This is a genomic window from Caulobacter sp. P1_D6 (assembly GCF_056406095.1).
In genome coordinates this window covers 105,257-129,051 of the sequence record NZ_JBFUAW010000013.1, presented here as the reverse complement: position 1 = coordinate 129,051, position 23,795 = coordinate 105,257, and the positions used below count along the sequence as shown (strand labels likewise).

Here is a 23,795-nt window from a genome sequence, read left to right as displayed (position 1 = left end):
GGGCCGCCTCCCCCACAGGGGGAGGGGTGTTATCATCACACCGCGCGCGGCGGGTAGCCCTTCTCGCGCAGGGCGTCCATGACGTCCTGGGTGTGCTGGGCGTCGCGGGTCTCGATGGTGATGTCGAACTCCGCGCCCTTGGCCGGCACGTCCAGGGCCAGGCGGTTGTGGTTGACCTCGATGATGTTGGCGCCCATCGAGCCGATGACGCTGGCCACGGTGGACAGCAGGCCCGGACGATCGTCGCCGACGATGCGCAGGGACACCAGGCGCTGGGCGCGAACCAGCTCGCGGGTCAGGACCGAGGCCAGCAGGCGGGTGTCGATATTGCCGCCGCACAGGATCAGGCCGCACTTCTTGCCGCGGAACCGCTCGGGATAGGCCAGCAGGGCCGCCAGGGAGGCCGCGCCGGCGCCCTCGGCGATGGTCTTCTCGACGTTGCAATACAGGGCCACGGCCTGCTCGATGTGCGGCTCTTCCAGCAGCAGCACGTCGTCCAGCAGCGGCCGGGCGACGCCGTAGGTCAGCTCGCCCACCGTCTTGACCGCGACACCTTCCGCAATGGTCTGGCCGCCGCAGTGGGCCGCGACGCCGCGCATCTTGGCGGTGAAGGACGGGTACATCGCCGGCTCGCAGCCGATGATGCGGATGTCGGGCTTCACGGCCTTGGCCGCCGTGGCCACGCCGCTGATCAGGCCGCCGCCGCCGATCGGCACCGGCAGCACTTCGAGGTCGGGCGCGTCTTCCAGCATCTCCAGGGCGATCGTGCCCTGGCCGGCCATGATGTCGTAGTCGTCGAACGGGTGGACGAACGTCAGGCCCTGCTCTTCCTGCAGCTTGCGGGCGTGGGCGTTGGCGTCGTCATAGGTCTCGCCCTCGATGACCACGTTGGCGCCGAAGTCGCGGGTGTGCTGCACCTTGATGAACGGGGTGGTGCGCGGCATGACGATGGTCACCGGCACGCCCAGGCGGGCGCCGTGATAGGCCAGGCCCTGGGCATGGTTGCCGGCGCTGGCGGCGATGACGCCCTTGGCCTTCTCCGCGTCCGACAGCAGCATCAGCTTGTTCAGCGCGCCGCGCTCCTTGTAGGCGGCGGTGAACTGCAGGTTCTCGAACTTCACCCAGACTTCCGCGCCGGTGATCTTGGACAGCGTCTTGGAATAGCGACAGGGCGTGCGCTCGATCTGGCCGGCGAGGCGGGCGGCGGCGGCGCGGATGGCGGTGATGTCGAGGGTCATTGCGGACTCGGCGGTGGTGCGGCGAAGAAGGCCGCAGCGTCTATCAATAGACCAGATCGAGGTCGGCGATCTTGATCGTCTCGTTCCGGGCCACGTCGTAGACTGGAAGGTCGGCGATGAGCTCGGCGCCCGCGGCGACGTCGAGGAAGCTCAACGTACCGTCGGGATTGCGGCTCTCGCGGAAGGCCGGCTTGCGATACGGCGTCGCGCTGGGCTGGATGTCGCCGGCCGCCAGGACGTCGTCGCGGACGAAGAAGGCGTTGTTGCCGCCGGCGTTGCAGCCCACCAGCGTATAGCCCTTGCGGGCCGCCAAGTCGGTCAGGGCGCCCAGCGAGGTTCCGGAGTACAGCCAGCTGAAGTGCTTGGCTCGGCGATCGAAGTCGGGCTCGTAGGGCACGGTGACCTTGGCCTTGGACCCAAAGAGGCCGTTGTACTCGCAGATCACGATCCGGGGACTGATGACCTCGACGGCGTTCCAGATCCAGTAGTCGACCCCGTCGACGTCGATCGACAGCAGGCCGATGTCGCCCTTCAGCCCGCCCATGGCGATGATCTCGTTGACGTTCTCGGCGGTGACGAAGCTGTTGATGGCGGTCAGCGGATAGCGCCAGTAGGCGTCGCTGTCGCGCAGCTTCTGGATGTCCTTGCTCGTGGCGTCCACGACCAGGCCCGACCAGGCCCGCTCGGTCAGCAGGAAGCGGGTGTTGGCCTCTGTATAGTCGCCGATGCCGATCTCGACGAAGCTGTGATCGGGGATGTCGCAGCGCGACACGAGGTAGTCGATCAGCCCGTCCTCGTCCCATTGGGAGAAGACCTTCACGCCGCTCTGTTCGAACGCGACGTCCGCGCGCCGCTGCAGTTGAATCCGGCCCAGATTGGCCCGCACGTCCATCAGTTCCTGCTTGATGCGCGCGTCGCCCTGTTCCGACAGCGTGGCGTAGCGCAGGACGGCGTTGCTGGTCGACTGCAGATCGGTGGACAGCTGGCCCGTCGTGTTCTGCAGCGCGTCGGCGTAGCTCTCGAGACTGTGGGCGACCCTGTCCGCCCCGGCCGCCGTTTGGTCGTGCACCGAGACCAGGGTCGCGGCGAAGGCCTGCAGGTCGGCGCCGATGTTGTTGAGCAGCACGTCGTGGCCGCCGATGCGGTCGGCGACGCGCTCGACGCCGTGGCTGATCCTGTCCGTGCCGGCCGCCGYYTGGTCGTGCACCGAGACCAGGGTCGCGGCGAAGGCCTKMAGGTCGGCGCCGATGTTGTTGAGCAGCACGTCGTGGCCGCCCATACGGTCGAAGACCCGGTCGACGCCCTGGCCGATCCTGTCCGAACCGGTCGCGGCCTGCTCGCGCGCCAGGGTCAGGTTGGCGTCGAGAGCCTGCAGGTGGGCGCCGATCTTGTCGAGGCGAAGCGCGACGGGTTTGAGCGTCGATTCCTTGCGCAGGGTCACGATCAGGTCCTGGACGCTCTCGAGCGTCTCCTGGATCGCGGTCACGGCCACCTCGGCGGACAGCTGGTCCAGCCGGGCGACCAAGCTGGACTTGACGCGCGAGAGATCGGCCTTGCGCCGCGCTTCCAGCAGCGCGATGTCTTGGCGGATCTGCCCGATGTGGCCCTTGGTCTCGGCCAAGTGGGCGCGGAAGTTGGCTTCCACGCCCATCAGCAGCGCGTGGGTCTGGGCGTCGCCGTGCTGCCGCGCGGCGTCCAGCTGGACGGCGAGCTGGTTCGCCACGCGGGCGGTCATGCCGCGCGCCAGACGGTCGTAGATCTTGAATGGCGGCAGCGCCTTGATCCGCTGCTTGAGCAGCGTGCGGCGCTCGATCCGGTTAAGGGGGCGCGCGACCGGGGCGTGCCGGAACTCCAGCTCGTCCTTGATCCGCACGCTATCCACGCTGGGATAGTAGAGCGAGCGCAGGATGTCGCGCGCCTTGACGTAGCGCGCCCATTCCTTCTCGAAGTTGCCGGTGCTGATGCCCCCCAGGGCGAAACGCGATATCGGCAGGGGGATGTGCTTGACCTTGGCGCCGTGCCTCATGACGGCCTTGAGCAGGACGTTGTACTCGCCGGTCGCTTCGGGCTGCACGCAGGCGTAGGCGCACTTCTTGACCACCCAGCGCCGATAGAACGTGGCTTGGTGGTGGATGGACTCGTTGTAGAGGTTGCGACGGTTGACCACATAGCTCAGGTCGAGCACCTGGCCGCTGGTGAAGGCCGCGTGGTCGTGGGTGTCGCTGGTCTTCAGATAGACCGGCAACAGGTCCCCGAACACGATGTCGGCGCCGCTCTCGTCGAAGAAGGCGGCGACCCGTTCGCAGACCTCGTCGTCGTAGAAGGTGTCGCCCGCGTTCAGGAAGATGACGATGTCGCCGGTGACGGCCCGCGAGCCCTTGTCCATCGCATCATAGACGCCCTTGTCCTTCTCGCTGGACAGGTAGGCGACGGGATATTCCCTGACGATGTCGAGCGTGCCGTCGGTCGAGACGCCGTCGATGATGACGTGCTCGATGTTGGCGAACGTCTGGCGCGCCACCGACTCTAGCGTCAGTCGGATCGTGTCCCTGACATTGAGGCACACCGTAACGACACTGATCTTGGCAACGGCCATGCTCTGTCCCCTATCCGCCGTGCGAGATCGCGTAGTCGATGGCCTGGTAGAGCCGCGTCGACAGCTTCCGCGCCGACTCCTTCGACTGCTGATAGAGATCCTCGAACGAAGGCCCCTTGTTCGGGGACGCCATCATCTTCTGCATCTTGTCCGCCAGGTCCTTGGCGTTGCGCTTCTTGAACAGCACCAGGCGCTGGGGGTCCAGCGGCAGCTCGTGGTTGATCGGAATGTCAGAGGCGATCGCTCGGACGCCCAGGCTGACCGCGTCGTAGATCGAGCCGCCGCCCGGTCCGCCTTCGAACAGGGTCGGCTGGATCACGGCGATGGCCGAGCGCATAAGTTCGAGCTGATCGTTCTTGGGGATGTAGTCGAGGAACCGCACGATGTCCCCAAGGTCCTTTTCGATCACCATCTCCCTGAGCATGGTGATGTACTGCGGGCGCCTGGGCTCCTGCATCTTGCCTGTGAAGACGATCTCGATGTTCAGCTTGCGCTGCTTGGCGATGGCGGCCGCCTCGATCACCGTTTCAATGGACTTGTGCACCCAGAACTGGTTGCAGACCATGAAGTAGGGCTTGGTCAGGCCGTAGGGACGCGCCAACTCCGGATGGGGGGTCAGCCGGTCGAACTCGATGATCGGCGCGAAGGGCAGCTCGAAGATTTGGTCCGGGTTGGCGCCGTAGAACCGCATCATGTCCGACTTGGCGTCGCGGGAGTTGATGATCATCGGCTTGCCGGTGGCGAACAGGCCGTTGATCCGCTCGTCGCGGACCCGCTGGGATTCGTCGTCGAAGAATTCCGGATAGTGCTTGGGCTGACAGTCCGGCCAGTAGGTGACGTAGGGAATGTCCTTGGGCAGAATGTGGATCGACGGCAGAAAGACGTCGATCTGATGCTCGACCTTCAGGCGCCGCAGCGACTCCACGTCCAGATCGGTCTCGATGAACCGCATGCGCGGGCAGGCGTCGCGATAGAAGCTGTAAGGGCCCGGATCCGGCTTGACGATCTTGGCGCGCGCTTCCCGGGTCTGCCGGAGGACCGCCCGCAGGACGGCCTCGACGACGGGATTCTTCTTCAGGATGGTTTTGGCCGCGGTCGGCACCTGATGCTCGATGCGGCCGTCGCCGCGCGGGCACAGGAAGATGATCTCATTCTGTTCCTGCAGGGCGAGACCGCGAATGATGTTCTTCAGAAAATCATTTGCGCCGATGTTGATCAGGAACTCGTGCGCGAGAAGGGCGACGCGAAGGGGCCGGGTCATGGGCTATCCGTTGCGGCTGAAATAGGCGCGGATATGGCCGCAGATCTGGCTCACATCGTTCTCGGTCAGATCGGGATAGCTGGGAAGGTTGAGGCCCCGCTGCGACAGGTAGTCGGCCACGGGATATTCGGCCGCGCCGCCGCTGCCGTACATTTCCATGGTGTGGACCGGATAGAACAGCGGGCGGGTTTCCACGCCGGCGGCCTTCAGGTGCTCGCGCAGGGGATCGCGATCCTCCGCCTGATCGGTCACGACCGACACCATCCAGAAGCTGTGGAAGGTGCCCGGCTTGACGGCGTGGCGGGCCAACGGAAGGCCGGCCAGACCCTGGCCGTACCATTCGGCGATCTTTTGCTTCTGCGCGATGACGCCTTCGACGTCCTCCATCTGGGCGCAACCGATCGCCGCGCAGATGTTGGTCATCCGGTAGTTGTAGCCGACGATGTCGTGCCAATATTCGCGGTTCGCGGCCAGGCCCTGGCCCTTCAGGCGGCTGATAAGGCTGGCGACGGCCGGGTCCTTGGCGACGACCATGCCGCCTTCGCCGGTGGTGATCGTCTTGTTGCCGAAGAAGCTGAACGTGGCCACGTCGCCGAAGGTGCCCACGAAGCGATCGCCGATCCGCGTGCCCAGGGCCTCGGCGCAGTCTTCGACCACGTAGATCGAGCGCTCGGCCGCTAGGGCCATCAGGGCTTCCATGTCGCAGGCCTGGCCATAGAGGTGGACCGGCATGATGACCTTGGTGCGGTCGGTGATCTTGGCGCGGACGGCCTCCACGTCCAGCTGCCAGTAGTCGCGCTCGCTGTCGACAAACACCGGAGTGGCTCCGGTGTAGAGGATCGCGTTGACCGAGGCGATGTAGGTCAGGGTCGGGACGATGACCTCGTCGCCCGGCCCGACGCCCAGCGCTTCCAGCGCCACGTGCAGCGCGACCGTGCCGTTGGAGACGCTCAGGGCGTGCTCGGCGCCGAGGAAGCTGGCGAACCGGCTCTCGAACTCGCCGATGAACTTGCCCTTGGAAGAAATCCAGGTGGAATCGATGCACTCCAGCACCAACTCCCGTTCGCGGCCAGTCAGGCGCGGGCGATAAACCGGATATTGGTAGCTCACCGGCCACCCCCCTGTGAAATGAGCTCAAATAAGCCGACGCGCTGTTCGCCTTCCTCGGCGAAGAACACATAACCCAGCCGTTCATACAAGTTCACGGCTCGGAGATTGTCTTTATAGACCTTCAGTCTGACCTTCCGGGCGCCGTTCTCGCCGGCGCGACGGTGAAGGTCTTCCATCAGCATCCTGGCCAGGCCCCGGCCCCGCGCGTCGGCGCTCAGATAGATGCCGAGCGAAGGCGTCTCGTAACCCGCGTCCCAACCCCGCAGCATGCCGTAGCCGACCAGCCTGTCGCCGAGGAACTGCCCCAGGTACAGATCCCGTCCCCGATGCTCGGCGATCATGCGCGCGGCGTCGGCCGTGAACGGGTGGGGATGGAACCGGTCCGCGGCCGGATCCGCGGCGATCTCTCCGAAGAACGTCGTCAGGCGGTCGACGTCAGGGGGGGCCAAGAGGCGCACCGCCAGATCCTGGCCCGCGACGGCGTTCGGCGTTTCAGCCATAGGCGGTCTCGTACAGCGAGATCACCTCGTCGACGGGACCGTCGGCGCGGATTTCGCCGCCGTCGATGAAGATCGCGCGATTGCAGAACTGCCGGAGAATGGCGTTGTTGTGCGAGGCCAGCACCAGGATCTTGGCGTTGTCGACATAGCTCGAGACGCGTTCGCTCGCCTTGGCCGCGAACGCCATGTCGCCGGCGCCGATCATCTCGTCCATCACCAGGATGTCCGGGCTCATCGCCGTCGACGCCGCGAAGCCCAGGCGCACGAGCATGCCGGTGGAGTAGGTGCGCGCCGGCAGGTCCAGATAGGAGCCCAGCTCGGTGAACGCCTCGATCTCGGTGGCCTTCTCGCGCGCCTCGGCATGGGTCATGCCCAGGAAGATGCACCGCATCAGGATGTTCTCGCGGCCGGAGGCTTCAAGATCCATGCCCATGGTCATGTCGGTCAGCGAAGAGATGCTGCCCGAGATCTTGATGCGCCCGGTCGGCGGTTCGTAGATCCCCGCCAGAACCTTTAGCAGCGTCGTCTTGCCGGCTCCGTTCTGGCCCACCAGGGCCACGCGGTCGCCGCTGTTGATCTTCAGGCTGATGTTCGAGAGGGCCCGAACCTCCACGTGGTCGCCCTTGCCGTAGATCCGGCCGCCGACCTTCCGCATCACGGTGTTCTTAAGGGAGCGACTGCGTGAGTCGAAGATGGGGTAGAAGAGCGTTACCCCGTTCAGTTCAATCGACGCCATTCGTCCTCACAGATAGAAGGCAATTCGCGCGCGGAGGCGGGAATAGAGCAAGAGGGCCACGGTCCAGCCCACGACGCACAGAACGATCGCGAACGTCCAATGGTATGCCGACGGCATCCGTCCCAGGAGGGGATCGCGCAACAGTTCGAGGAAGACGGCGAACGGATTGGCGTTGACCAGCAACTGGCCCTCGGCGCTCAATTGCTTGCGCTCCCACATGACCGGCGAGACGAAGAACGCGATCTGGGTGAGGCTGGACACCATCAGAGGCATGTCGCGGAAGCGGGCCGAGATCGGACCCAGGATCAGGGCGATCCAGACGGCGTTGAGCAGGACCAGGAGGAAGGCCGGAACGAAGAGGATCAGGTGCCAGTTCGGCACGATCCGGAAGATCACCATCACGATGGGGATGAGGATCAGGTTGTGCGCGAAGATGATCGAGTTGCGCGTGATCATCCGGTAGACGAACGTCGCCTTGGGCAAGGTCGACGTCCGGATGTAGCCCTCCGCGTCGAGGAACGCCATGGCGCTGTCGTTGACGAACGAGGCCAGAAGACCCCAGCAGATGAAGCTGATGGTGATCAACGGAACATAGACGCTGAGCGAGATCTTGAAGATCTGGGAGTAGACGACCGCCAGGGCGGCGATGGTCAGGCCCATCGAGATCGTGATCCAGAACTGGCCGATCAGAGAGCGCCGATAGCGCGTCTTGATGTCGGTCAGGGCCAGCGCGGTCCAGATTCTCCAGGAGCCGATACCCGAGGATATGTCGCTGACGGCGCTCGACAGACTAGCACGCGACATACGCTCTCCAACTCCTGTGACGACATGTTTGCGCCGCCGATCGGGAGGCGCTGATGTCTGAAAAATAGATCGATCACGCCAACCGGGCGACGCCTGGACCCAGCGCATAAGACCAGCCAACCAGGCTTCGCCGCCGCGCAATCGTGAGCCTCTCTAGCACACGGCGGCGGGTTGTAAAGCCTGCTGGGTCGCGCCCGAGACGTCTCCGGAAAGCTGTTGTTTCGCAAAGAATTGCGGCCTGAATACGCAAGACCTGGGTCATCTTTCGACCGGCAAACGCACGCGTCCAAGGTCGGTGATCTCGAAGGGCAAATCGAGGGCGACGGGCGCGAAGGCGTCGGTCCGCGCGACGCGAACGCGGATCGCCAGATCCTCCCCGTTCGCCGCTCGGCGCCAGACCTCGGCTTCGCCTTCGGCCACGGGTTCGAGGCCGAAGACATTGACCCGCTGTCCGCCCGCGACGGCCGGCGCCCGCTCGGATCCGTGCTTGTGCGCCCAGACGGTGAAATAGGGGTGGCCGGGCGTATCGCCGCGCAGTTTCCACAGCAGGGCCGTCTTCATGGATTCGACGATCAGGGTCGTGCGTTCGCCGAAACCGGCGCCGCTGCGCGACAGGAAGCCCTGGATCTCGCGCGCACGGCTCAGCGACAGCTTGGCGGTCTTGGCGTCCGGGTCCAGTGTCACGCCCGACAGCAGGGCGGGGGCGTAGGTGAACGCCGCGCCGGCCTGGGCCATCCTGATCCAGAGGTCCCAGTCCATCGTGTAGTGCAGGTCGTAGTTCAGCCCGCCGATATCCTGGTAGAGCCCGTTCTTGAAGAAGCAGCTCGGCTGGGCGACGAGGTTCTCCTGGCCCAGGCGGGAAAGGTCGTCCGAAACGTTCGGATGATAGCCGACGATGTCACCGCGCATGTCCAGAAACTGGGCTTCGCCATAGACCACGTCGTGGTCGGCCAGCGCCCCGCGAACGGCCTCGGCGCCGTTCCGGACCAGGAAGTCGTCGTGGTTGAGCCAGCCGACGATCGGGCTCTTTAGGGCGCGGAACGCCTTGTCGAGGCCGTGCGACTGCCCTTTGTCAGGCTCGGCGAAATAGGTCGTGATCAGGTCGGAGACCGGCGCGAACCGCTCCCGCACGCGGGGATCGCCCGAGGCGTCGCTGACCGCGATCTCGGTCACGCCGAACGCCCGCATCGACTGGATCGCGTGATCCAGCGCGCCGCTGACGTTCTTCAGCGCCATGGCGACGCCGATGCCGCTCATCGCTTTCGCCCGTGTCGGCGCGGGCGGGCCGTGTCCGTTTCGAGCATCACTGGCCTTGCCGAAGAAACCAGTCGTAGGTCTCGACCACGCCGTCCCTGAGCGCGATGCGCGGCGCCCAGCCCATGGCGCGGAGCTTGTCAGCGCTCATCAGTTTGCGGGGCGTGCCGTCCGGCTTGGACGGGTCGGTGACGATCCGCCCGTTGAAGCCCACCACCTCGCAGACCAACTGGGCCAGTTCCAGTATGGTGACGTCTTCGCCCGAACCGACATTGACGTGCTCGAAGTCCGAGTAGGTCTTCATCAGGTGCACGCAGGCGTCGGCGCAGTCGTTGGCGTTGAGGAATTCGCGACGCGGGGCGCCGGTGCCCCAGATCGTGATGCTTTGGGCGCCCGACAGCTTGGCCTCGTGGGCCTTGCGCATCAGGGCGGGCAGGACGTGGCTGGAGTTGAGGTCGAAATTGTCGCCCTCGCCGTAGAGGTTGGTCGGCATGGCGCTGATGAAGTCGGCGCCGTGCTGCTTGCGATAGGCCTGGGCCAGCTTGATGCCGGCGATCTTGGCGATCGCGTACCACTCGTTGGTTGGCTCGAGGGGGCCGGTCAGCAGGCTGTCCTCGCGGATCGGCTGCGGGGCCAGCTTCGGATAGATGCACGACGAGCCGAGGAACATCAGCTTGGCCACGTCGTTGCGGAACGCGGCCTCGATGATGTTCGCCTCAATCATCAGGTTGTCGTACAGAAAGTCGGCCGGGAAGCTGTCGTTGGCCAGGATGCCGCCGACCTTCGCCGCCGCCAGGAAGATGGCGTCGGGCTTCTCCTGGGCCATCCAGGCCTGGACCTGATCCTGGCGCTTGAGGTCGACGACCTCGCGCCCGGCGGTGATCACTTCACAGTCTTCGGTCGCCAGCCGCCGCACGATGGCGGAGCCGACCATCCCACGATGGCCGGCCACCCAAACGCGTTTGCCCTTCAGAACGAAGCGCGTCTCAGTCGACATTGCGGCGCTGCTCTCTGGCCACCGTCGCCATGTCCGCCGCGACCATCTCGGCGCACAGCTGCTCCCACTTGGTGTCGTGCACCCAGCCGAGCTTTTCCTTGGCCTTGGTCGGGTCGCCGATCAGCAGCTCCACCTCGGTGGGGCGGAAGTAGCGCGGATCGACCTCGACCAGGACCTTGCCGGTCTCGGCGCAGGTCCCCTTTTCCTCGACGCCGACGCCCGACCAGTTGATGGTCACGCCGGTTTCGGCGAAGGCCTTGGTCACGAAGTCACGCACCAGGGTGGTCTCGCCGGTGGCCAGCACGTAGTCGTCGGCCTCTTCCTGCTGCAGCATCAGCCACATGCCGCGGACATATTCACGGGCGTGGCCCCAGTCGCGCTTGGCGTCCAGGTTGCCCAGGTACAGCTTGTCCTGGAAGCCCTGCTTGATGGCCGCCACGGCGCGGGTGATCTTGCGGGTGACGAAGGTCTCGCCGCGCAGCGGACTCTCGTGGTTGAACAGGATGCCGTTGCTGGCGTGGATGCCGTAGGCCTCGCGGTAGTTCACCACGATCCAGTAGCTGTAGAGCTTGGCGGCGGCGTAGGGGCTGCGCGGATAGAACGGGGTCTTCTCGCTCTGGGGCACTTCCTGCACCAGGCCGTAGAGCTCCGAGGTCGAGGCCTGGTAGAACTTGGTCTTCTTTTCCAGGCCCAGGATGCGGATCGCCTCCAGCAGGCGCAGGGTGCCGGTGCCGTCGGCGTTGCTGGTGTATTCCGGGGTCTCGAAGCTGACCTGCACGTGGCTCTGGGCGGCCAGGTTGTAGATTTCGTCCGGCTGGACCTGCTGCACGATCCGGATCAGGTTGGTGCTGTCGGTCATGTCGCCGTAGTGCAGGATGAACCGAGGGTCCTGTTCGTGGGGATCCTGATAGAGGTGCTCGATCCGGCCGGTGTTGAACGAGGACGAGCGCCGCTTGAGGCCGTGGACGGTGTAGCCCTTCGAGAGCAGGAGCTCCGACAGGTAGGCTCCATCCTGACCCGTCACGCCCGTGATTAGAGCTACCTTACCAGTTGCCAATGTATCTCTCCGAAGGATGGGACCTGCGTCCGCAAAGTTGTGGCGCTCCTAGCGCATTTCGTCCGCGTGGCCAACCGATGCTCGCGACATTCTGGCGGGAAGCCGGTACAACTGTTTGGGCAAATCCGCTTCGCCCCGTTCCAGGACGCCGCACAATGAGGCGTTAGCCCGGTGTCTTGGAAAAGAAAAGGAAAGTCGTCTCTTGATCGTTTGGCTGGCGTCGTTTCCGCGTTCTGGAAACACCCTCGTCCGGACCGTTCTGCAATCGGTTTTTGGACTCAAGAGTTACTCCAAGTACGAGGCCAAGGCGGCCCGAAGCCCGAAGGGCATGGCTGACAGCCTGGTTTCGACCATCGGCGCCTTGTCCTACGAAGGCGACTATCCCGAGTTCTACGCGGCCGCGCGGGACAATCCGGAGCTGATGGTCGTCAAGACCCACGACCAGCCCGAAGACCATGGCAAGGCGATCTATGTTGTCCGCAACGGTCTGGTGGCGACCGATTCCTATCGGCACTATCGCGTCCAGATCGATGAGCAGGACGCGCCGTGGTCCGAGATCGTCGACGGCGCGACCCCATTCAACAATTGGTCGTTGCACCTGGACGCCTGGAATCCCCTGGAGCGGCCCGACACCCTGTTGCTGACCTATGAAAGCCTGATCGGCGAGCCGGCGGCGGCGCATGCGCGCATCGCCGCCTTCCTGGACGTCGAACCGATCGCGCCGTGGATCGATCCCTGGGCCAGCATGAACACCGCCCGCCCCGACTTCTTTCGGCGAGGCCAGGCCGGCGTTCCCGAGACCCTGACCGCCGAGGAGATCGAGGTCTTCATGGCCCGGCATGGCGCATGGATGGGACGCCTAGGGTACGCGCCCTAGGCGCCGCCGGTCCTCTACAGGATCAGGCCTTCGGTCGTCGTCAGGTGGCCGTTGATGGTCAGCAGGAAGTCGGCCAGGCCGTCGCCGTTGACGTCCAGCGCCAGGTTGGTGGCGTCCTGCGCCTGGTCGTAGGTCAGGACCGCCTGTCCGGCTTGGCCGGTCAGGGCCGCCGCCAGGGTGAACGCGTCGTCCTGCCCGGTCGCCGTGTCGGCGTCGATCGCCGACAGGTCGATGCGGTCGTGGTCCGCCAGGCTGAAGTCCCAGATGCGGTCCTTCTGGGCGGCCGTCGAGTCGGCGATCTCCCCGTAGACGAAGGTGTCCGCGCCCGCGCCGCCGAACAGGGTGTCGCTTCCGGCCCCGGCGTCCAGCGTGTCGTCGCCCGCCTGGCCGTAGAAGGTGTTGCCGCCGGCGTTGCCGATCAGGGTGTCCGCGCTGGCCGACCCGATCACGCCCTCGATGGCGTTGAAGGTGTCGCCTGCCGCCTCGCCCGCCAGGCCGACGCCCTGGTTCAGATCGACCCAGACCCCGCTGGCCGACGTGTCGTAGCGCGCCAAGTCCACACCCTCGCCGCCCCGCAGGACATCGCCGCCCGCGCCGCCGTAGACGTGGTCGTTGCCTGCGCCGCCTTCCAGGGTGTCGCCCCCGTCGCCGCCCACCAGCACGTCGTCGCCGCCCTGGCCGTAGAGGATGTTGATGGCGCTGTCGCCCACCAGGGTGTCGCCATGGCCTGAACCGACCAGACCCTCGATCTGGACGAGCGTATCGCCGGCCGCCTCGCCCGTGAATCCCTTGCCTTGGGCAAGATCGACCCAAACCCCTTCGGCGGCGTTGTCGTACCGCGCCAGGTCCACGAACGTCCCGCCCCGCAGGACGTCGGCGCCGGTTCCGCCGTAGAGGTGGTCGCTGCCGTCGCCGCCGTCGAGCACGTCGTCGCCGCCCATGCCGCGCAGCACGTCGTCGCCGCCCAGGCCGTAGATCGAGTTCGCGCCGCCGTCGCCGGTCAGGTCGTCCCCGGAGTACGAAGTGCCCTGCAATCCCTCGATGTCGGTCAGGACGTCGCCCTGGGCCGACCCGCTGTTGACGCCGGTCGTCAGATTGACCACGGCGCCGCCGGCCAGGTCGTCGTAGCGCGCGACGTCAAAGCCGGCCCCGCCCCGCAGGGCGTCGCCGCCGGTTCCGCCCGTCAGGTTGTCGTCGCCGTCGCCTCCGTTCAGGACGTCGTTGCCGGCCCCGCCCCGCAGGACGTCGTTTCCGCCCTGACCATGGAAGATGTTGTCGCCCTCGCGGCCGAACATCACGTCGGCGAAGGCCGACCCGACGATTCCTTCGATACCGACGAGGGAGTCGCCTTGGGCGTCGCCACCCGAAGCGTTGGATCCCAGGTCGATCGCGACGCCGGCGGATGAGGTGTCGTAGCGCACGAAGTCGAAGTCGGCGCCGCCGTCAAGGATGTCGGCTCCGGCGCTGCCATAGAGATGGTCGGCGCCGGAGCCGCCCAGGAGGTAGTCCGCGCCGGCCGCGCCGTACAGCCGGTCGTCGCCCGCGCCGCCTTCCACAGCGCTGCGAACGCCGCCAGGCGCGCCGGAAAGAGAGAGCACGTCGTTGTAGGCCGATCCGACCAGGCCTTCGACGCTGGTCAGGACATCGATGCCGCCGCCGCCGGTGTCCTGGGCGCCTGAGGCCGCCAGGTTCACCGTCACGCTCGACCGGGCCGACGCATAGCTGGCCACGTCGTATCCGGCGCCGCCGTTCAGGAGGTCCGCGCCCGCGCCGCCGTCGAGGGTGTCATCGCCGTCGCCGCCGTCCAGCGTGTCGGCGCCGCCGCCGCCCCTCAGCACGTCGTTGCCGCCCTGGCCATAGAAGACGTTGTCGGCGTTGCCGCCGTAGATCGCGTCGGCGAAGGCGCCGCCCACCACGCCCTCGATGTCGATCAGCGAGTCGCCCTGGGCGTCGCCGCCCCCGGCAGTCCCGGCGGCCAGATCGATCGAGAGGCCCGAAGCCGAGAGGTCGTAGCGGACGAAGTCGAAGCCGGCGTCGCCGGAGAGGACGTCGGCCCCGCCGCCGCCGTACAGATGGTCGTTGCCCAGCCCGCCCAGCAGAAGGTCGTCTCCGGCCCCGCCGTACATCCGGTCGTCGCCCGCCCCGCCTTCCATGATCGCGCGCAAAGCGCCGCCTTGGAGCGTGTCGTCGAACGCCGAGCCGATCAGGCCCTCGACGCCGATCAGTGTATCGACGCCTGCGCCGCCGGTGTTCTGCTGACCGGTCGCCGCCAGGCTGACCGTCACGCCGGACTTGGCCGAGCCGTAGCTGGCCACGTCATAGCCGGCGCCGCCGTTCAGGGTGTCGGCCCCGGCCCCGCCGTTGAGGGTGTCCTCGCCGTCGGCGCCGTTCAGGGTGTCGGCGCCGTCCGTGCCGGTGATCACGTCCGCGCCGGACGATCCCGTCACCGAGATCCAGGAGCCTGCCAGGACGTTCAGGCTGAAGTTCACCGCGCCCGCGGTCGCCAGCACCAGGTCGGTGATCGCGCCGGGACCGTTATAGCTCTCGATCGCCGTGAAGGCCGCGAACTGCGCTGCCGTCGCGGTGGTCCCGCCGATCAGCCGCTCGACGTCGGTGACCGTCAGGTTGTGGATGTCGGAGCTCGAGATGGCGTCGACGCCCGTTCCGCCCTCGACCGTGCCGACCAGGCCGCCGCCCAGGTAGAACAGGTCGTTGTCGGCGCCGCCGTCCAGGGCGACCATTCCGCCGTCCGAGCCGATGGAGAAGGTGTCGGCGCCGGCCTCGCCCCAGAAGCGGTCGGTCCCCGTGTCGGCAGCGCCGCTGAAATTCATGGTGCGGCCGAGGAAGTCGTCTCCGGCCCCGCCGAACAGCTGGTCCGCGCCCAGGCCCGCGTACAGGGTGTCGTTGCCGAGCCCGCCGTGCAGGATGTCGTTGCCCGCATTGGCATACAGCGTGTCGGCGCCCGTGGTGCCGGTGATATCGTCGTTGGCGTCCGACCCGGTGACGGAAACGGCGCCGACGGCGTTCTTCGAGAAATCGATGACGCCGCCGCTGGCCAGGGCCAGCGTCGAGGTGCTCCCGAGGAAAGCTCCGATTTGGGTGAAGGCGGTGAACTGGGCCACCGTCGCGGTCACGTTGCTGCCCGCCAGCGTCTCGACCCCGGTGATCTGCAGCGCGGCGATATTGACGTCCCGCGCCTGCAGCACGTCCGTGCCGGTCCCGCCGTCCATCACGCCCTGGCGGTCGCCGCCCGTGATTTCAAACCGGTCGTCGCCGTCATCGCCATAGACGGCCATCACCTTGTTTTCGCTGATGATGCGGTCGTTGCCGGCGCCGCCGCGCAGGATGTCGTCGCCGCCGACGTAATCGCCGGCATAGAGCAGATCGTCGCCCGCGCCGCCCTCGAGGACGTCCTTGCCCTCGACGGAACTATAGTTGGTCTGGATGGTGAACGGGTAGTTGTACTGGCCGCCGTAGAGGATGTCGTCGCCGCCGCCGCCCTTGAGCAGGTCGTCGCCCGCGCCGCCGCCCAGGCGGTTGACGCCCGCGTCGCCCGCGATGACGTCGTTGAACGCCGAGCCCTGGACGCCCTCTATGCCGATCAGGGTGTCGATTCCGCCGCCCAGGGTGTTTTGGGCGACAGTGAAGACCATCTGCAGGTCGATGCCCGACGTCGCGCCGCTGTAGTTGGCGAAGTCGACGCCCGCGCCGCCGTTCAGGACGTCCGCGCCGGCGCCGCCCATCAGGGTGTCGTCGCCGCCCCCGCCGTTGAGGACGTTGCTGCCCCCGCCGCCGTCGAACCTGTTGTTCGAGGCGTCGCCCGTCAGGACGTCGTCGAACGCCGAGCCCACCAGGTTCAGGATGCCCGAAAGGGTGTCCGCGCCCAGGCCGCCGCCGACGTTCTGCGCGCTGGTGATGCTCAGGTCGACGGTGACCCCGCTGGTCGCGTCGTCATAGAGCGCCGTCCCCAGGAAGCCATAGCCCGTGAGAATGTCGTCGCCCTTACCGCCCTGCACCTGGGCGGCCTTCAGCACGTCGTTGAAGTCCGAGCCCCTCAGCCCCCCGACGCTTTCCAGGGTATCCATGCCCCGGCCGCCGCCGACATCCTGCGCCACGTGGATCAGCGCTGAAACGGTCACGCCGCTGGTCGCGTCCTCGTAGGAGACGAAGCCGTTGTCACCGGTCGTGAAATGGTCGTCGCCCACGCCGCCGATCAGGATGCTGTGGCCGCCGGCGGACAAGCGGTCATTGCCCGCGCCGCCGATCAGGAGGTTGGCGCCCTCGCCGGCGCCGAGCTGGTCGTTTCCGTCGCCGCCGACGAGGACATTGTTGCCGCCGCCGCCGTACAGCTTGTCGTCGCCGCCGCGGCCGTCGATGTAGTTGTCGCCCTCGCCGCCGTTGATCAGGTTGGCCGCCGCGTCGCCATAGGCGCTGTCGCCGCCGAAGCCGAGGATGACGTCCGAGAAGCCGACCAGCACGTCGACTCCCGTGGCGACACCGCCCAGCAGCACGTCGTTGCCGCCGCCGCCCGCGATGAGATCGTCGCCCAGGCCGCCGTCGATGCGGTTGGCGCCCGCGTCGCCCGTCAGGGTGTCAGCGAACGCCGAGCCGAGGACGTCCTCGATGTTGCTCAGGGTGTGGATGAAGCCGAGACCGTAGGCGCTGTGGCTCTCCAGGTTCACGGTGACCTGGAAGTTCTGCTCGTCATAGGCGGCCAGGTCCACGCCGGAGCCGCCGTCCAGCTTTTCGCTCGTCGAACCGTAGGACGCGCCGCGCAGGCCGCCGCGCAGCAGGTCGTCGCCCGCGCCGCCGAGCAGCGTGTCGCTGCCCGGTCCGCCTTCCAGGATGTCGTTGCCGCCGCCGCCGTCCAGGACGTTGTCGTCGTCGTCGCCGGTGATGTGGTCGGCGAGGGCCGAGCCGACGACGTTCTCGACATTGGTCAGGGTGTCGGTGGAGCCGTCCGCGGTCGCCACGCCGGTGGCGAGATTGACGGTCACGCCGGGGCTGAGGGCAGCGGCGTAGCTGGCGGTGTCGATCCCCGCGCCGCCGTCCAGAGTGTCGGCGTCCGGCCCGCCGATCAGCAGGTCGCTTCCGTCTCCGCCGTGGAGGGTGTCCTGGCCGGCTCCCCCGTCCAGCGTGTCGTCGCCCGGCCCGCCGACCAGCAGGTCGTTTCCGTCGTCGCCGTACAGGGTGGCGCCTGCCGCACCCGCGCCGAGCTCGTCGTCGCCCGCGCCGCCGTGGATCTCGCTCTTGCCGCTGCCGCCGTAGATGACGTCGTTGCCCGACTCCGCGTAGAAGGTGATGCGCTCGATGCCCTGCAGCTGCGCCTTGGTGGCGCCGTTGAGAGTGATCAGGTTGTTCTGGGCGCTCGACCGGCCGTCGAACCGCAGGTCTCCGCTGAGCGTATAGATGAGCCGCACCTCGGCGCCATCATCGCCCGCTCCGCCCTGCAGGATGACCTCGTCGCTGAGCGTCAGATAGAAGAAGTCGTCGCCGTCGCCGCCCGAAAGGACGGAGACGCCAGGATTGTCGAAGCCGTAGTATTGCAGGCGGTCGTCGCCCGCTCCGCCCTCGACGACGGCCCGGGTGCTTCCCCAGAGCCGAATATAGTCCGAGCCCTCTCCGCCGGTCAGCGTGACGGTGGCGCTCGAGGTCCGGTAGTAGCTCGCGAAATCGATGTCGTCGTCGCCGACGCCGCCGTCCATCACGATCGTGTCGAAGAAGGTCTTGCCTGAGCGGGTCGATCTCAGGATGTCGTTGCCGTCGTCCCCGTAGAGCTGGTCGTTTCCGGAGTTGTCATCGAGCACGTCGGTGCCGGCGTTGCCATGGACGACGTCGTCGCCGAGGCCGCTCTCGATCTGGTCCTGGCCGTCGCCGCCCTGGATGATGTCGGCCCCGCCGGCGCCCTTGATGAAGTCGAGCGCGCCGTGGCCCGTCAGGGTCATGCCCAGGACCGGGCCGCCCAAGGGGTCGTAGCCGGCGAAGGACGCCGCGGTGAAGCTCGTCGCGACCGTGTTGCTGAAGACAAGGATGGGTTGGTAGGACCCGCCGGGATAGGCGGACATCTCCAGCCAGGTGTCGGCGCCCGTCTGGGTCAGCCGAAGATAGCCGTCCGCGAACGGGTTGGTGTGCTGATCCCAGCGCGGCGGAAGATAGGCGGTCAGCGTCGAAAGCGTATAGGAGATGAATGCGCCGAGATCGATGACGTCGGAGGACGCGCCGGTGACCTGGAAATCCGTGATGGTGGCGCGCATCGCCTGATCGGCGGGGTAGAACGTCACCCAGTCGCGGCCGGCTCCCAGCGTGATCCGGTAGTCGTCGCCGTAGGTGATCGCCACATAGTCGTCGCCGGCCCCGGCGTCGATCGTCGTGTGCGCGGAGCCGTAGGCGTCGCGGCTGGCGGAGATGCGGTCGTCGCCGTCGCCGCCGGAGAGCCAGTATTCGGCCTGCGCGTTGTCGTCGGAGACGTAGAGGTTGTCGTCCCCGTCTTCGCCGTAATAGTGCGCGACATGGACGCCGGTGCTGCCGTTCCAGGTCTGCAGGCTGTCGTTCCCCGACCCGCCGCGCAGGATGTCGTCGGCGCCGCCCTTGCCGTCGAACAGCACGTCGTTGCCCGCGCCGCCTTCGAGGAGGTTCGAGCCCAGGTCTCCCCACAGTTCGTCGTTCTGAGCGGAGCCCCGGATGTTCTCGATCCCGACGAGCGTGTCGGTGGCCGCGCGCCATTCGGAAGAATTGACCCACTGGCCAAGGACCTGCTGGGCGGTCAGGACCGACAGGTCCGCCTTCACGCCGATGGGGGCCCAGCTGTAGTCGACGGTGTCGACGCCACTTCCGCCGTCGATCGTGTTGGCGCCGAGGCCGCCGCTCAGCGTGTCGTCGCCGCCCGCGCCATTGAGCGTGTCGTCGCCATCGCCGCCGACGAGGATGTCGTCGCCCGGCGTACCATTGAAAATGCCCACTCGACTGCCCCCCGACGCTACTCGTCTCTGATCACTGCTTTAGCGTCATAGCAGATCGGCCGCGACATCTTTTGCAATCTCAACGAGCAGGCCGTCGGTCTCAGGGGCGACGGGCGCTGGCGCGGGAACCTAGGCCTGGGCGGCGGCCGCCACGGCTTCGGCGGTGATGCCGAATTCCTTGTACAGGCGCTCGTACGGCGCGCTGGCGCCGAAGCCGGTCATGCCGACGAACTTGCCGTCGACGCCGATGAAGCGATCCCAGCCCATGCGGACGGCGGCTTCCACCGCCACGCGCACCGGCGCCTGGCCGATCACCGAAGCCTTGTAGGCGGCGCTCTGCTGCTCGAAGAGCTCCCAGCAGGGGGTCGAGACGACGCGGGTCGGCCTGCCCTGGCCCTGCAGGATGTCGCGGGCCGCCACGGCGACCGAGACTTCCGTGCCCGAGGCGAAGATCGTCACCGCCGCTTCGCCGCCCTCGGCGGCCAGCAGCTCGTAAGCCCCCTTGGCCGACAGGTTGGCGGCGGCGCTGTCGCGCACGCCCGGCACCTTCTGGCGCGACAGGCACATCACCGATGGGGTGGCGGCCTGCTCCAGGGCGATCTTCCAGCACTCGGCGGTCTCGACCGCGTCGGCCGGACGGAAGACCAGCAGGTTCGGAATGGCGCGCAAGGACGCCACGTGCTCGACCGGCTGGTGGGTGGGGCCGTCCTCGCCCAGGCCAATGGAGTCGTGGGTCATCACGTGGATGACCTTGGCCCCCATCAGGGCGCCCAGGCGGATGGCCGGGCGGCTGTAGTCGGCGAAGGCCAGGAAGGTGCCCGAATAGGGGACCACGCCGCCGTGCAGCGCCATGCCGTTCATGGCCGCCGCCATGCCGAACTCGCGCACGCCGTAGTGGACGTAGCGGCCGGCGTAGTCGGGGGCGTCGAACGGCTTCATGCCCTTGACGAAGGTGTTGTTCGAGCCGGTCAGGTCGGCCGAGCCGCCGACCATGTCGATGACGGTCGGGATCAACTGGTCCAGGGCCGCGCCGGAATGGACGCGCGTGGCGTTGCCCGGCTTGGTTCTGGCGGCTTCGGCGATGTGGGCGTCCAGGGCCTTGAAGGCGTCGGCCGGCAGCTGGCCCTTCATGGCGCGGGCGAAGTCGTCGGCCAGCGGCGAGGCCTTGACGACGGCTTCCCAGGCCTTGCGGACGCGGGCGCCGCGACGGCCGATGCTCTTCCAGGCCTTGGCGATGTCGTCCGGCACCGTGAACGGCGCGGCGTCCCAGCCCATGGCCAGGCGCGCGTCGCGGATCTGGTCGTCGAACAGGGTGTAGCCGTGGCTGTGGGGATCGCCTTCCTTGGGGCCCGCGCCCTTGGAGATCAGGGTCTTGCAGGCGATCAGGGTCGGGCGGTCCTGCTTGGTGGCCCAGCGCAGGGCGGCGGCGATCTTGCCGTGGTCGTGGCCGTCGACGGCCTTGACCGCCCAGCCGGCGGCCTTGAAGCGCATCAGCTGGTCGCCGGTCTCGGCGATGGTGGCTTCACCGTCGATCGTGGTGTTGTTGTCGTCGAACAGCACGGTCAGCTTGTTGAGCTTCAGGCGGCCGGCGATGCTGATCGCCTCGTGGCTGACGCCCTCCATCAGGCAGCCGTCGCCGGCGATCACCCAGGTGCGATGATCCACGACGTCGCCGCCAAAGCGGGCGGCCAGATGCGCCTCCGCCATGGCCATGCCCACGGCGGTGGCCAGGCCCTGGCCCAGCGGGCCGGTGGTGGTCTCCACGCCCGGGGTGTGGTGCACCTCGGGGTGGCCGGGGGTCAGCGAACCCCACTGACGGAAGTTCTCGATCTCCTTCATCGTCACGGCCTTGAAGCCGGTCAGGTGAAGCAGGGAATAGAGCAGCATCGAGCCGTGTCCGGCCGACAGCACGAAGCGGTCGCGGTCGGCCCAGTCGGGCCTGGAGGCGTCGAACTTCAGGAACTTGCCCCACAGCACCGTGGCGACGTCGGCCATGCCCATCGGCATGCCCTGGTGGCCGGACTTGGCCTTGTGGACGGCGTCCATGGAAAGGACGCGGATCGCGTCGGCCAGCTTGACGGGCGAAACGGGCATGGGAGTTCCGGGTTGTTCTTGTTTTGCGGGGCTGCGCGAGGCCGCGAGTCGCACGATGACCCCCTGGGGTCAACCCGCGAGCCGGCCCGCGAGCCCTACCGGCGCCCTCGCGTGGGCGCTATGCAACAACGTGCGCAGGCGTTATAGCTGTAAGCGGACTTATGCTCATTTTTAGCATAACCTCGAAAGGCCGGGTCTCTTGAGTTCTCCGTCGTTCTTCTCGCCCTATCGCCATGGCTTCGTCCGGGTCGCCACCGCCGTCCCGAAGGTCAAGCTGGCCGATCCGGCGGCCAACGCCCAGAGCGCGCTGGCCCTGGTGCGCGAGGCCCATGAGGCCGGCGTCGCGGTGCTGGTGCTGCCCGAGCTGGGCCTGACCGGCTACACGATCGACGACCTCTTGCAACAGGACGCCCTGCTCGACGCGGTCGAGACGGCGATCGCGACCCTGGCCCAGGAGACCAAGGATCTTTCGCCGCTGTTCGTGGTCGGCGCGCCGCTTCGCGACAACGGCCGGCTCTACAACACCGCGATCGCCATCCAGGGCGGCCGGGTGCGGGCGGTGATCCCCAAGAGCTTCCTGCCCAACTACCGGGAATTCTACGAGCGCCGCTGGTTCACGCCGGGCTCGGGCGTGGTCGGCCGCACCCTGGACTTGGCCGGCCAGGCCGCGCCGTTCGGCACCGACATCCTGCTGCGCAATCTCGGCCAGGCCGCCTTCACGGTCGGCGTCGAAATCTGCGAGGACGTCTGGACCCCTAATCCGCCGAGCACCGCCCAGGCCATGGGCGGAGCCGAGATCCTGCTGAACCTGTCGGCCAGCAACATCACCATCGGCAAGTCCGAGACCCGGCGCCTGCTGTGCGCCAGCCAGTCGGCCCGGGCGATCGCGGCCTATGTCTATTCGGCGGCCGGGGCGGGCGAGAGCTCGACGGATCTGGCCTGGGACGGCCATGTCGACATCCATGAGATGGGCGCCCTGCTGGCCCAGAGCCCGCGGTTCTCGACCGGGCCGGTGATGGCGATCGCCGACGTCGACGTGGCGCGGCTGCGCCAGGAGCGCATGCGGGTGGGCAGCTTCGGCGACTCCATGGCCCTGAGCCCGCCGGGAACCCCGTTCCGGATCGTGCCGATCGACTTCACGCCGCCGGCCGGCGACCTGGCCCTGGTCCGGCCGATCGAGCGCTTCCCGTTCACCCCGTCCGACCCCGCCAAGCTGGCCGAGAACTGCTACGAGGCCTACAACATCCAGGTCCAGGGCCTGGCGCGCCGCGTCGAGGCGACGGGCTCCAAGAGCCTGGTCATCGGCGTGTCCGGCGGCCTGGACTCGACCCAGGCCCTGATCGTCGCGGCCAAGGCCATGGACCAGCTGGGCCGGCCGCGCTCGGACATCCTGGCCTACACCCTGCCGGGCTTCGCGACCTCCGAGGGCACCAAGTCCAACGCCTGGAAGCTGATGACCGCCATGGGCGTCACCGCCGAGGAGCTCGACATCCGCCCGGCGGCCCGGCAGATGCTGGCGGACCTCGGCCACCCGTTCGCCAAGGGCGAGGCGGTCTATGACGTGACCTTCGAGAACGTCCAGGCGGGGCTGCGCACCGACTACCTGTTCCGCCTGGCCAACCACCACCAGGGCATGGTGGTGGGCACCGGCGACCTGTCGGAGCTGGCCCTGGGCTGGTGCACCTACGGGGTCGGCGACCAGATGAGCCACTACAACCCCAATTCCGGCGTGCCCAAGACGCTGATCCAGCACCTGATCCGCTTCGTGGCCGCCTCGGGCGACGTGGACGAGGCGACCGGCGATCTGCTGGAAGACATCCTGGCCACCGAGATCTCGCCGGAGCTGGTGCCGGGCGAGCAGGTCCAGGCCACCGAGAGCTTCGTGGGGCCCTACGCCCTGCAGGACTTCAACCTCTATTACCTGACCCGCTACGGCATGGCGCCGTCGAAGATCGCCTTCCTGGCCTGGACGGCCTGGCATGACGCCGCCGCCGGCGCCTGGCCCGTGGGGCTTCCCGAGGACGCCAGGCGCGCCTACGACCTGCCGGAGATCAAGCGCTGGCTGGAGCTGTTCCTGAAGCGGTTCTTCACCAACCAGTTCAAGCGCTCGGCCATGCCCAACGGCCCGAAAATCTCGTCGGGCGGAGCCCTTTCGCCGCGCGGCGACTGGCGGATGCCCTCGGATGCGTCAGCCGAGGCGTGGCTGGCTGAACTCCACGCCGCCGTGCCCGTTTGACCCGCGCGTCGCCATAAAGTCTCCATTTTGGCGAAGACGATGTGCTACCTGACATCGCTTCGCGTCAGGTTGTTGC

Annotated in this window: 14 protein-coding genes; 2 read left to right on the top strand and 12 right to left on the bottom strand. The window is 67.3% G+C overall.

Annotated features, from left to right (window positions below; all coding sequences use genetic code 11):
• Positions 1-35 precede the first annotated feature (35 nt).
• The 10 genes from AC1DYP_RS09875 to gmd all read right to left on the bottom strand — a co-directional run bounded on the left by AC1DYP_RS09875 (position 36) and on the right by gmd (position 11,553).
• Positions 36-1,238, bottom strand: coding sequence for a threonine ammonia-lyase (locus tag AC1DYP_RS09875; protein ID WP_477046177.1), 1,203 nt, complete (start codon positions 1,236-1,238; stop codon positions 36-38).
• Positions 1,239-1,281: 43 nt separating this feature from the next.
• On the bottom strand, positions 1,282-3,834 hold the full coding sequence (locus tag AC1DYP_RS09870; RefSeq protein ID WP_477046176.1) for a glycosyltransferase family 2 protein: 2,553 nt from the start codon (positions 3,832-3,834) through the stop codon (positions 1,282-1,284).
• A gap of 10 nt (positions 3,835-3,844) precedes the next feature.
• Positions 3,845-5,095: a glycosyltransferase gene (locus tag AC1DYP_RS09865; RefSeq protein ID WP_477046175.1), complete on the bottom strand. Its 1,251-nt coding sequence runs from the start codon at positions 5,093-5,095 to the stop codon at positions 3,845-3,847.
• 3 nt (positions 5,096-5,098) lie between these two features.
• Entirely contained in the window at positions 5,099-6,205 is a 1,107-nt protein-coding gene (locus AC1DYP_RS09860; RefSeq protein WP_477046174.1) for a DegT/DnrJ/EryC1/StrS family aminotransferase, read from the bottom strand.
• A complete protein-coding gene (locus AC1DYP_RS09855) occupies positions 6,202-6,705 on the bottom strand; it encodes an N-acetyltransferase family protein (RefSeq protein WP_477046173.1) in 504 nt (167 codons plus the stop codon). The genes AC1DYP_RS09860 and AC1DYP_RS09855 overlap by 4 nt, the downstream gene beginning before the upstream one ends.
• Entirely contained in the window at positions 6,698-7,360 is a 663-nt protein-coding gene (locus AC1DYP_RS09850; RefSeq protein WP_477046172.1) for an ABC transporter ATP-binding protein, read from the bottom strand. The genes AC1DYP_RS09855 and AC1DYP_RS09850 overlap by 8 nt, the downstream gene beginning before the upstream one ends.
• Positions 7,361-7,447: 87 nt before the next feature.
• Positions 7,448-8,245: an ABC transporter permease gene (locus AC1DYP_RS09845; RefSeq protein WP_477046171.1), complete on the bottom strand. Its 798-nt coding sequence runs from the start codon at positions 8,243-8,245 to the stop codon at positions 7,448-7,450.
• A 258-nt stretch (positions 8,246-8,503) separates the two neighbouring features.
• Positions 8,504-9,502: a glycosyltransferase family protein gene (locus AC1DYP_RS09840; RefSeq protein WP_477046170.1), complete on the bottom strand. Its 999-nt coding sequence runs from the start codon at positions 9,500-9,502 to the stop codon at positions 8,504-8,506.
• A 46-nt stretch (positions 9,503-9,548) separates the two neighbouring features.
• Positions 9,549-10,496, bottom strand: coding sequence for a GDP-L-fucose synthase (gene fcl, locus AC1DYP_RS09835; RefSeq protein WP_477046169.1), 948 nt, complete (start codon positions 10,494-10,496; stop codon positions 9,549-9,551).
• Positions 10,486-11,553 carry a GDP-mannose 4,6-dehydratase gene (gene gmd / locus AC1DYP_RS09830; RefSeq protein ID WP_477046168.1) on the bottom strand — a complete coding sequence of 356 codons (1,068 nt, stop codon included), beginning with the start codon at positions 11,551-11,553 and terminating at the stop codon, positions 10,486-10,488. Before gmd ends, fcl begins: the two co-directional genes overlap by 11 nt.
• A gap of 115 nt (positions 11,554-11,668) precedes the next feature.
• Between gmd and AC1DYP_RS09825 the strand changes: the two genes are divergently transcribed.
• Positions 11,669-12,430, top strand: a complete 762-nt coding sequence (locus tag AC1DYP_RS09825) for a sulfotransferase domain-containing protein (protein ID WP_477046167.1) — start codon at positions 11,669-11,671, stop codon at positions 12,428-12,430.
• A gap of 14 nt (positions 12,431-12,444) precedes the next feature.
• Here the strand turns inward: AC1DYP_RS09825 and AC1DYP_RS09820 are convergent, their stop codons facing one another.
• Together AC1DYP_RS09820 and tkt are read right to left on the bottom strand one after the other, a co-directional pair.
• Entirely contained in the window at positions 12,445-19,389 is a 6,945-nt protein-coding gene (locus AC1DYP_RS09820; RefSeq protein ID WP_477046166.1) for a M10 family metallopeptidase C-terminal domain-containing protein, read from the bottom strand.
• 129 nt (positions 19,390-19,518) lie between these two features.
• The gene (tkt, locus tag AC1DYP_RS09815; RefSeq protein WP_477046165.1) at positions 19,519-21,483 is read right to left on the bottom strand and encodes a transketolase; all 1,965 of its coding nucleotides are present in this window, start codon (positions 21,481-21,483) and stop codon (positions 19,519-19,521) included.
• Between the two features lie 199 nt (positions 21,484-21,682).
• Between tkt and AC1DYP_RS09810 the strand changes: the two genes are divergently transcribed.
• The gene (locus tag AC1DYP_RS09810; RefSeq protein ID WP_477046164.1) at positions 21,683-23,719 is read left to right on the top strand and encodes an NAD(+) synthase; all 2,037 of its coding nucleotides are present in this window, start codon (positions 21,683-21,685) and stop codon (positions 23,717-23,719) included.
• The last annotated feature ends 76 nt before the right edge of the window (positions 23,720-23,795 follow it).

Excerpts from the sequence above, each read along its gene's own strand:
- AC1DYP_RS09840 (WP_477046170.1), bottom strand. The coding sequence starts at position 9,502 with ATGAGCGGCATCGGCGTCGCCATGGCGCTGAAGAACGTCAGCGGCGCG.
- AC1DYP_RS09875 (WP_477046177.1), bottom strand. The coding sequence starts at position 1,238 with ATGACCCTCGACATCACCGCCATCCGCGCCGCCGCCGCCCGCCTCGCC.
- AC1DYP_RS09855 (WP_477046173.1), bottom strand. The coding sequence starts at position 6,705 with ATGGCTGAAACGCCGAACGCCGTCGCGGGCCAGGATCTGGCGGTGCGC.
- AC1DYP_RS09865 (WP_477046175.1), bottom strand. The coding sequence starts at position 5,095 with ATGACCCGGCCCCTTCGCGTCGCCCTTCTCGCGCACGAGTTCCTGATC.
- AC1DYP_RS09845 (WP_477046171.1), bottom strand. The coding sequence starts at position 8,245 with ATGTCGCGTGCTAGTCTGTCGAGCGCCGTCAGCGACATATCCTCGGGT.
- tkt (WP_477046165.1), bottom strand. The coding sequence starts at position 21,483 with ATGCCCGTTTCGCCCGTCAAGCTGGCCGACGCGATCCGCGTCCTTTCC.
- fcl (WP_477046169.1), bottom strand. The coding sequence starts at position 10,496 with ATGTCGACTGAGACGCGCTTCGTTCTGAAGGGCAAACGCGTTTGGGTG.
- AC1DYP_RS09850 (WP_477046172.1), bottom strand. The coding sequence starts at position 7,360 with ATGCGGAAGGTCGGCGGCCGGATCTACGGCAAGGGCGACCACGTGGAG.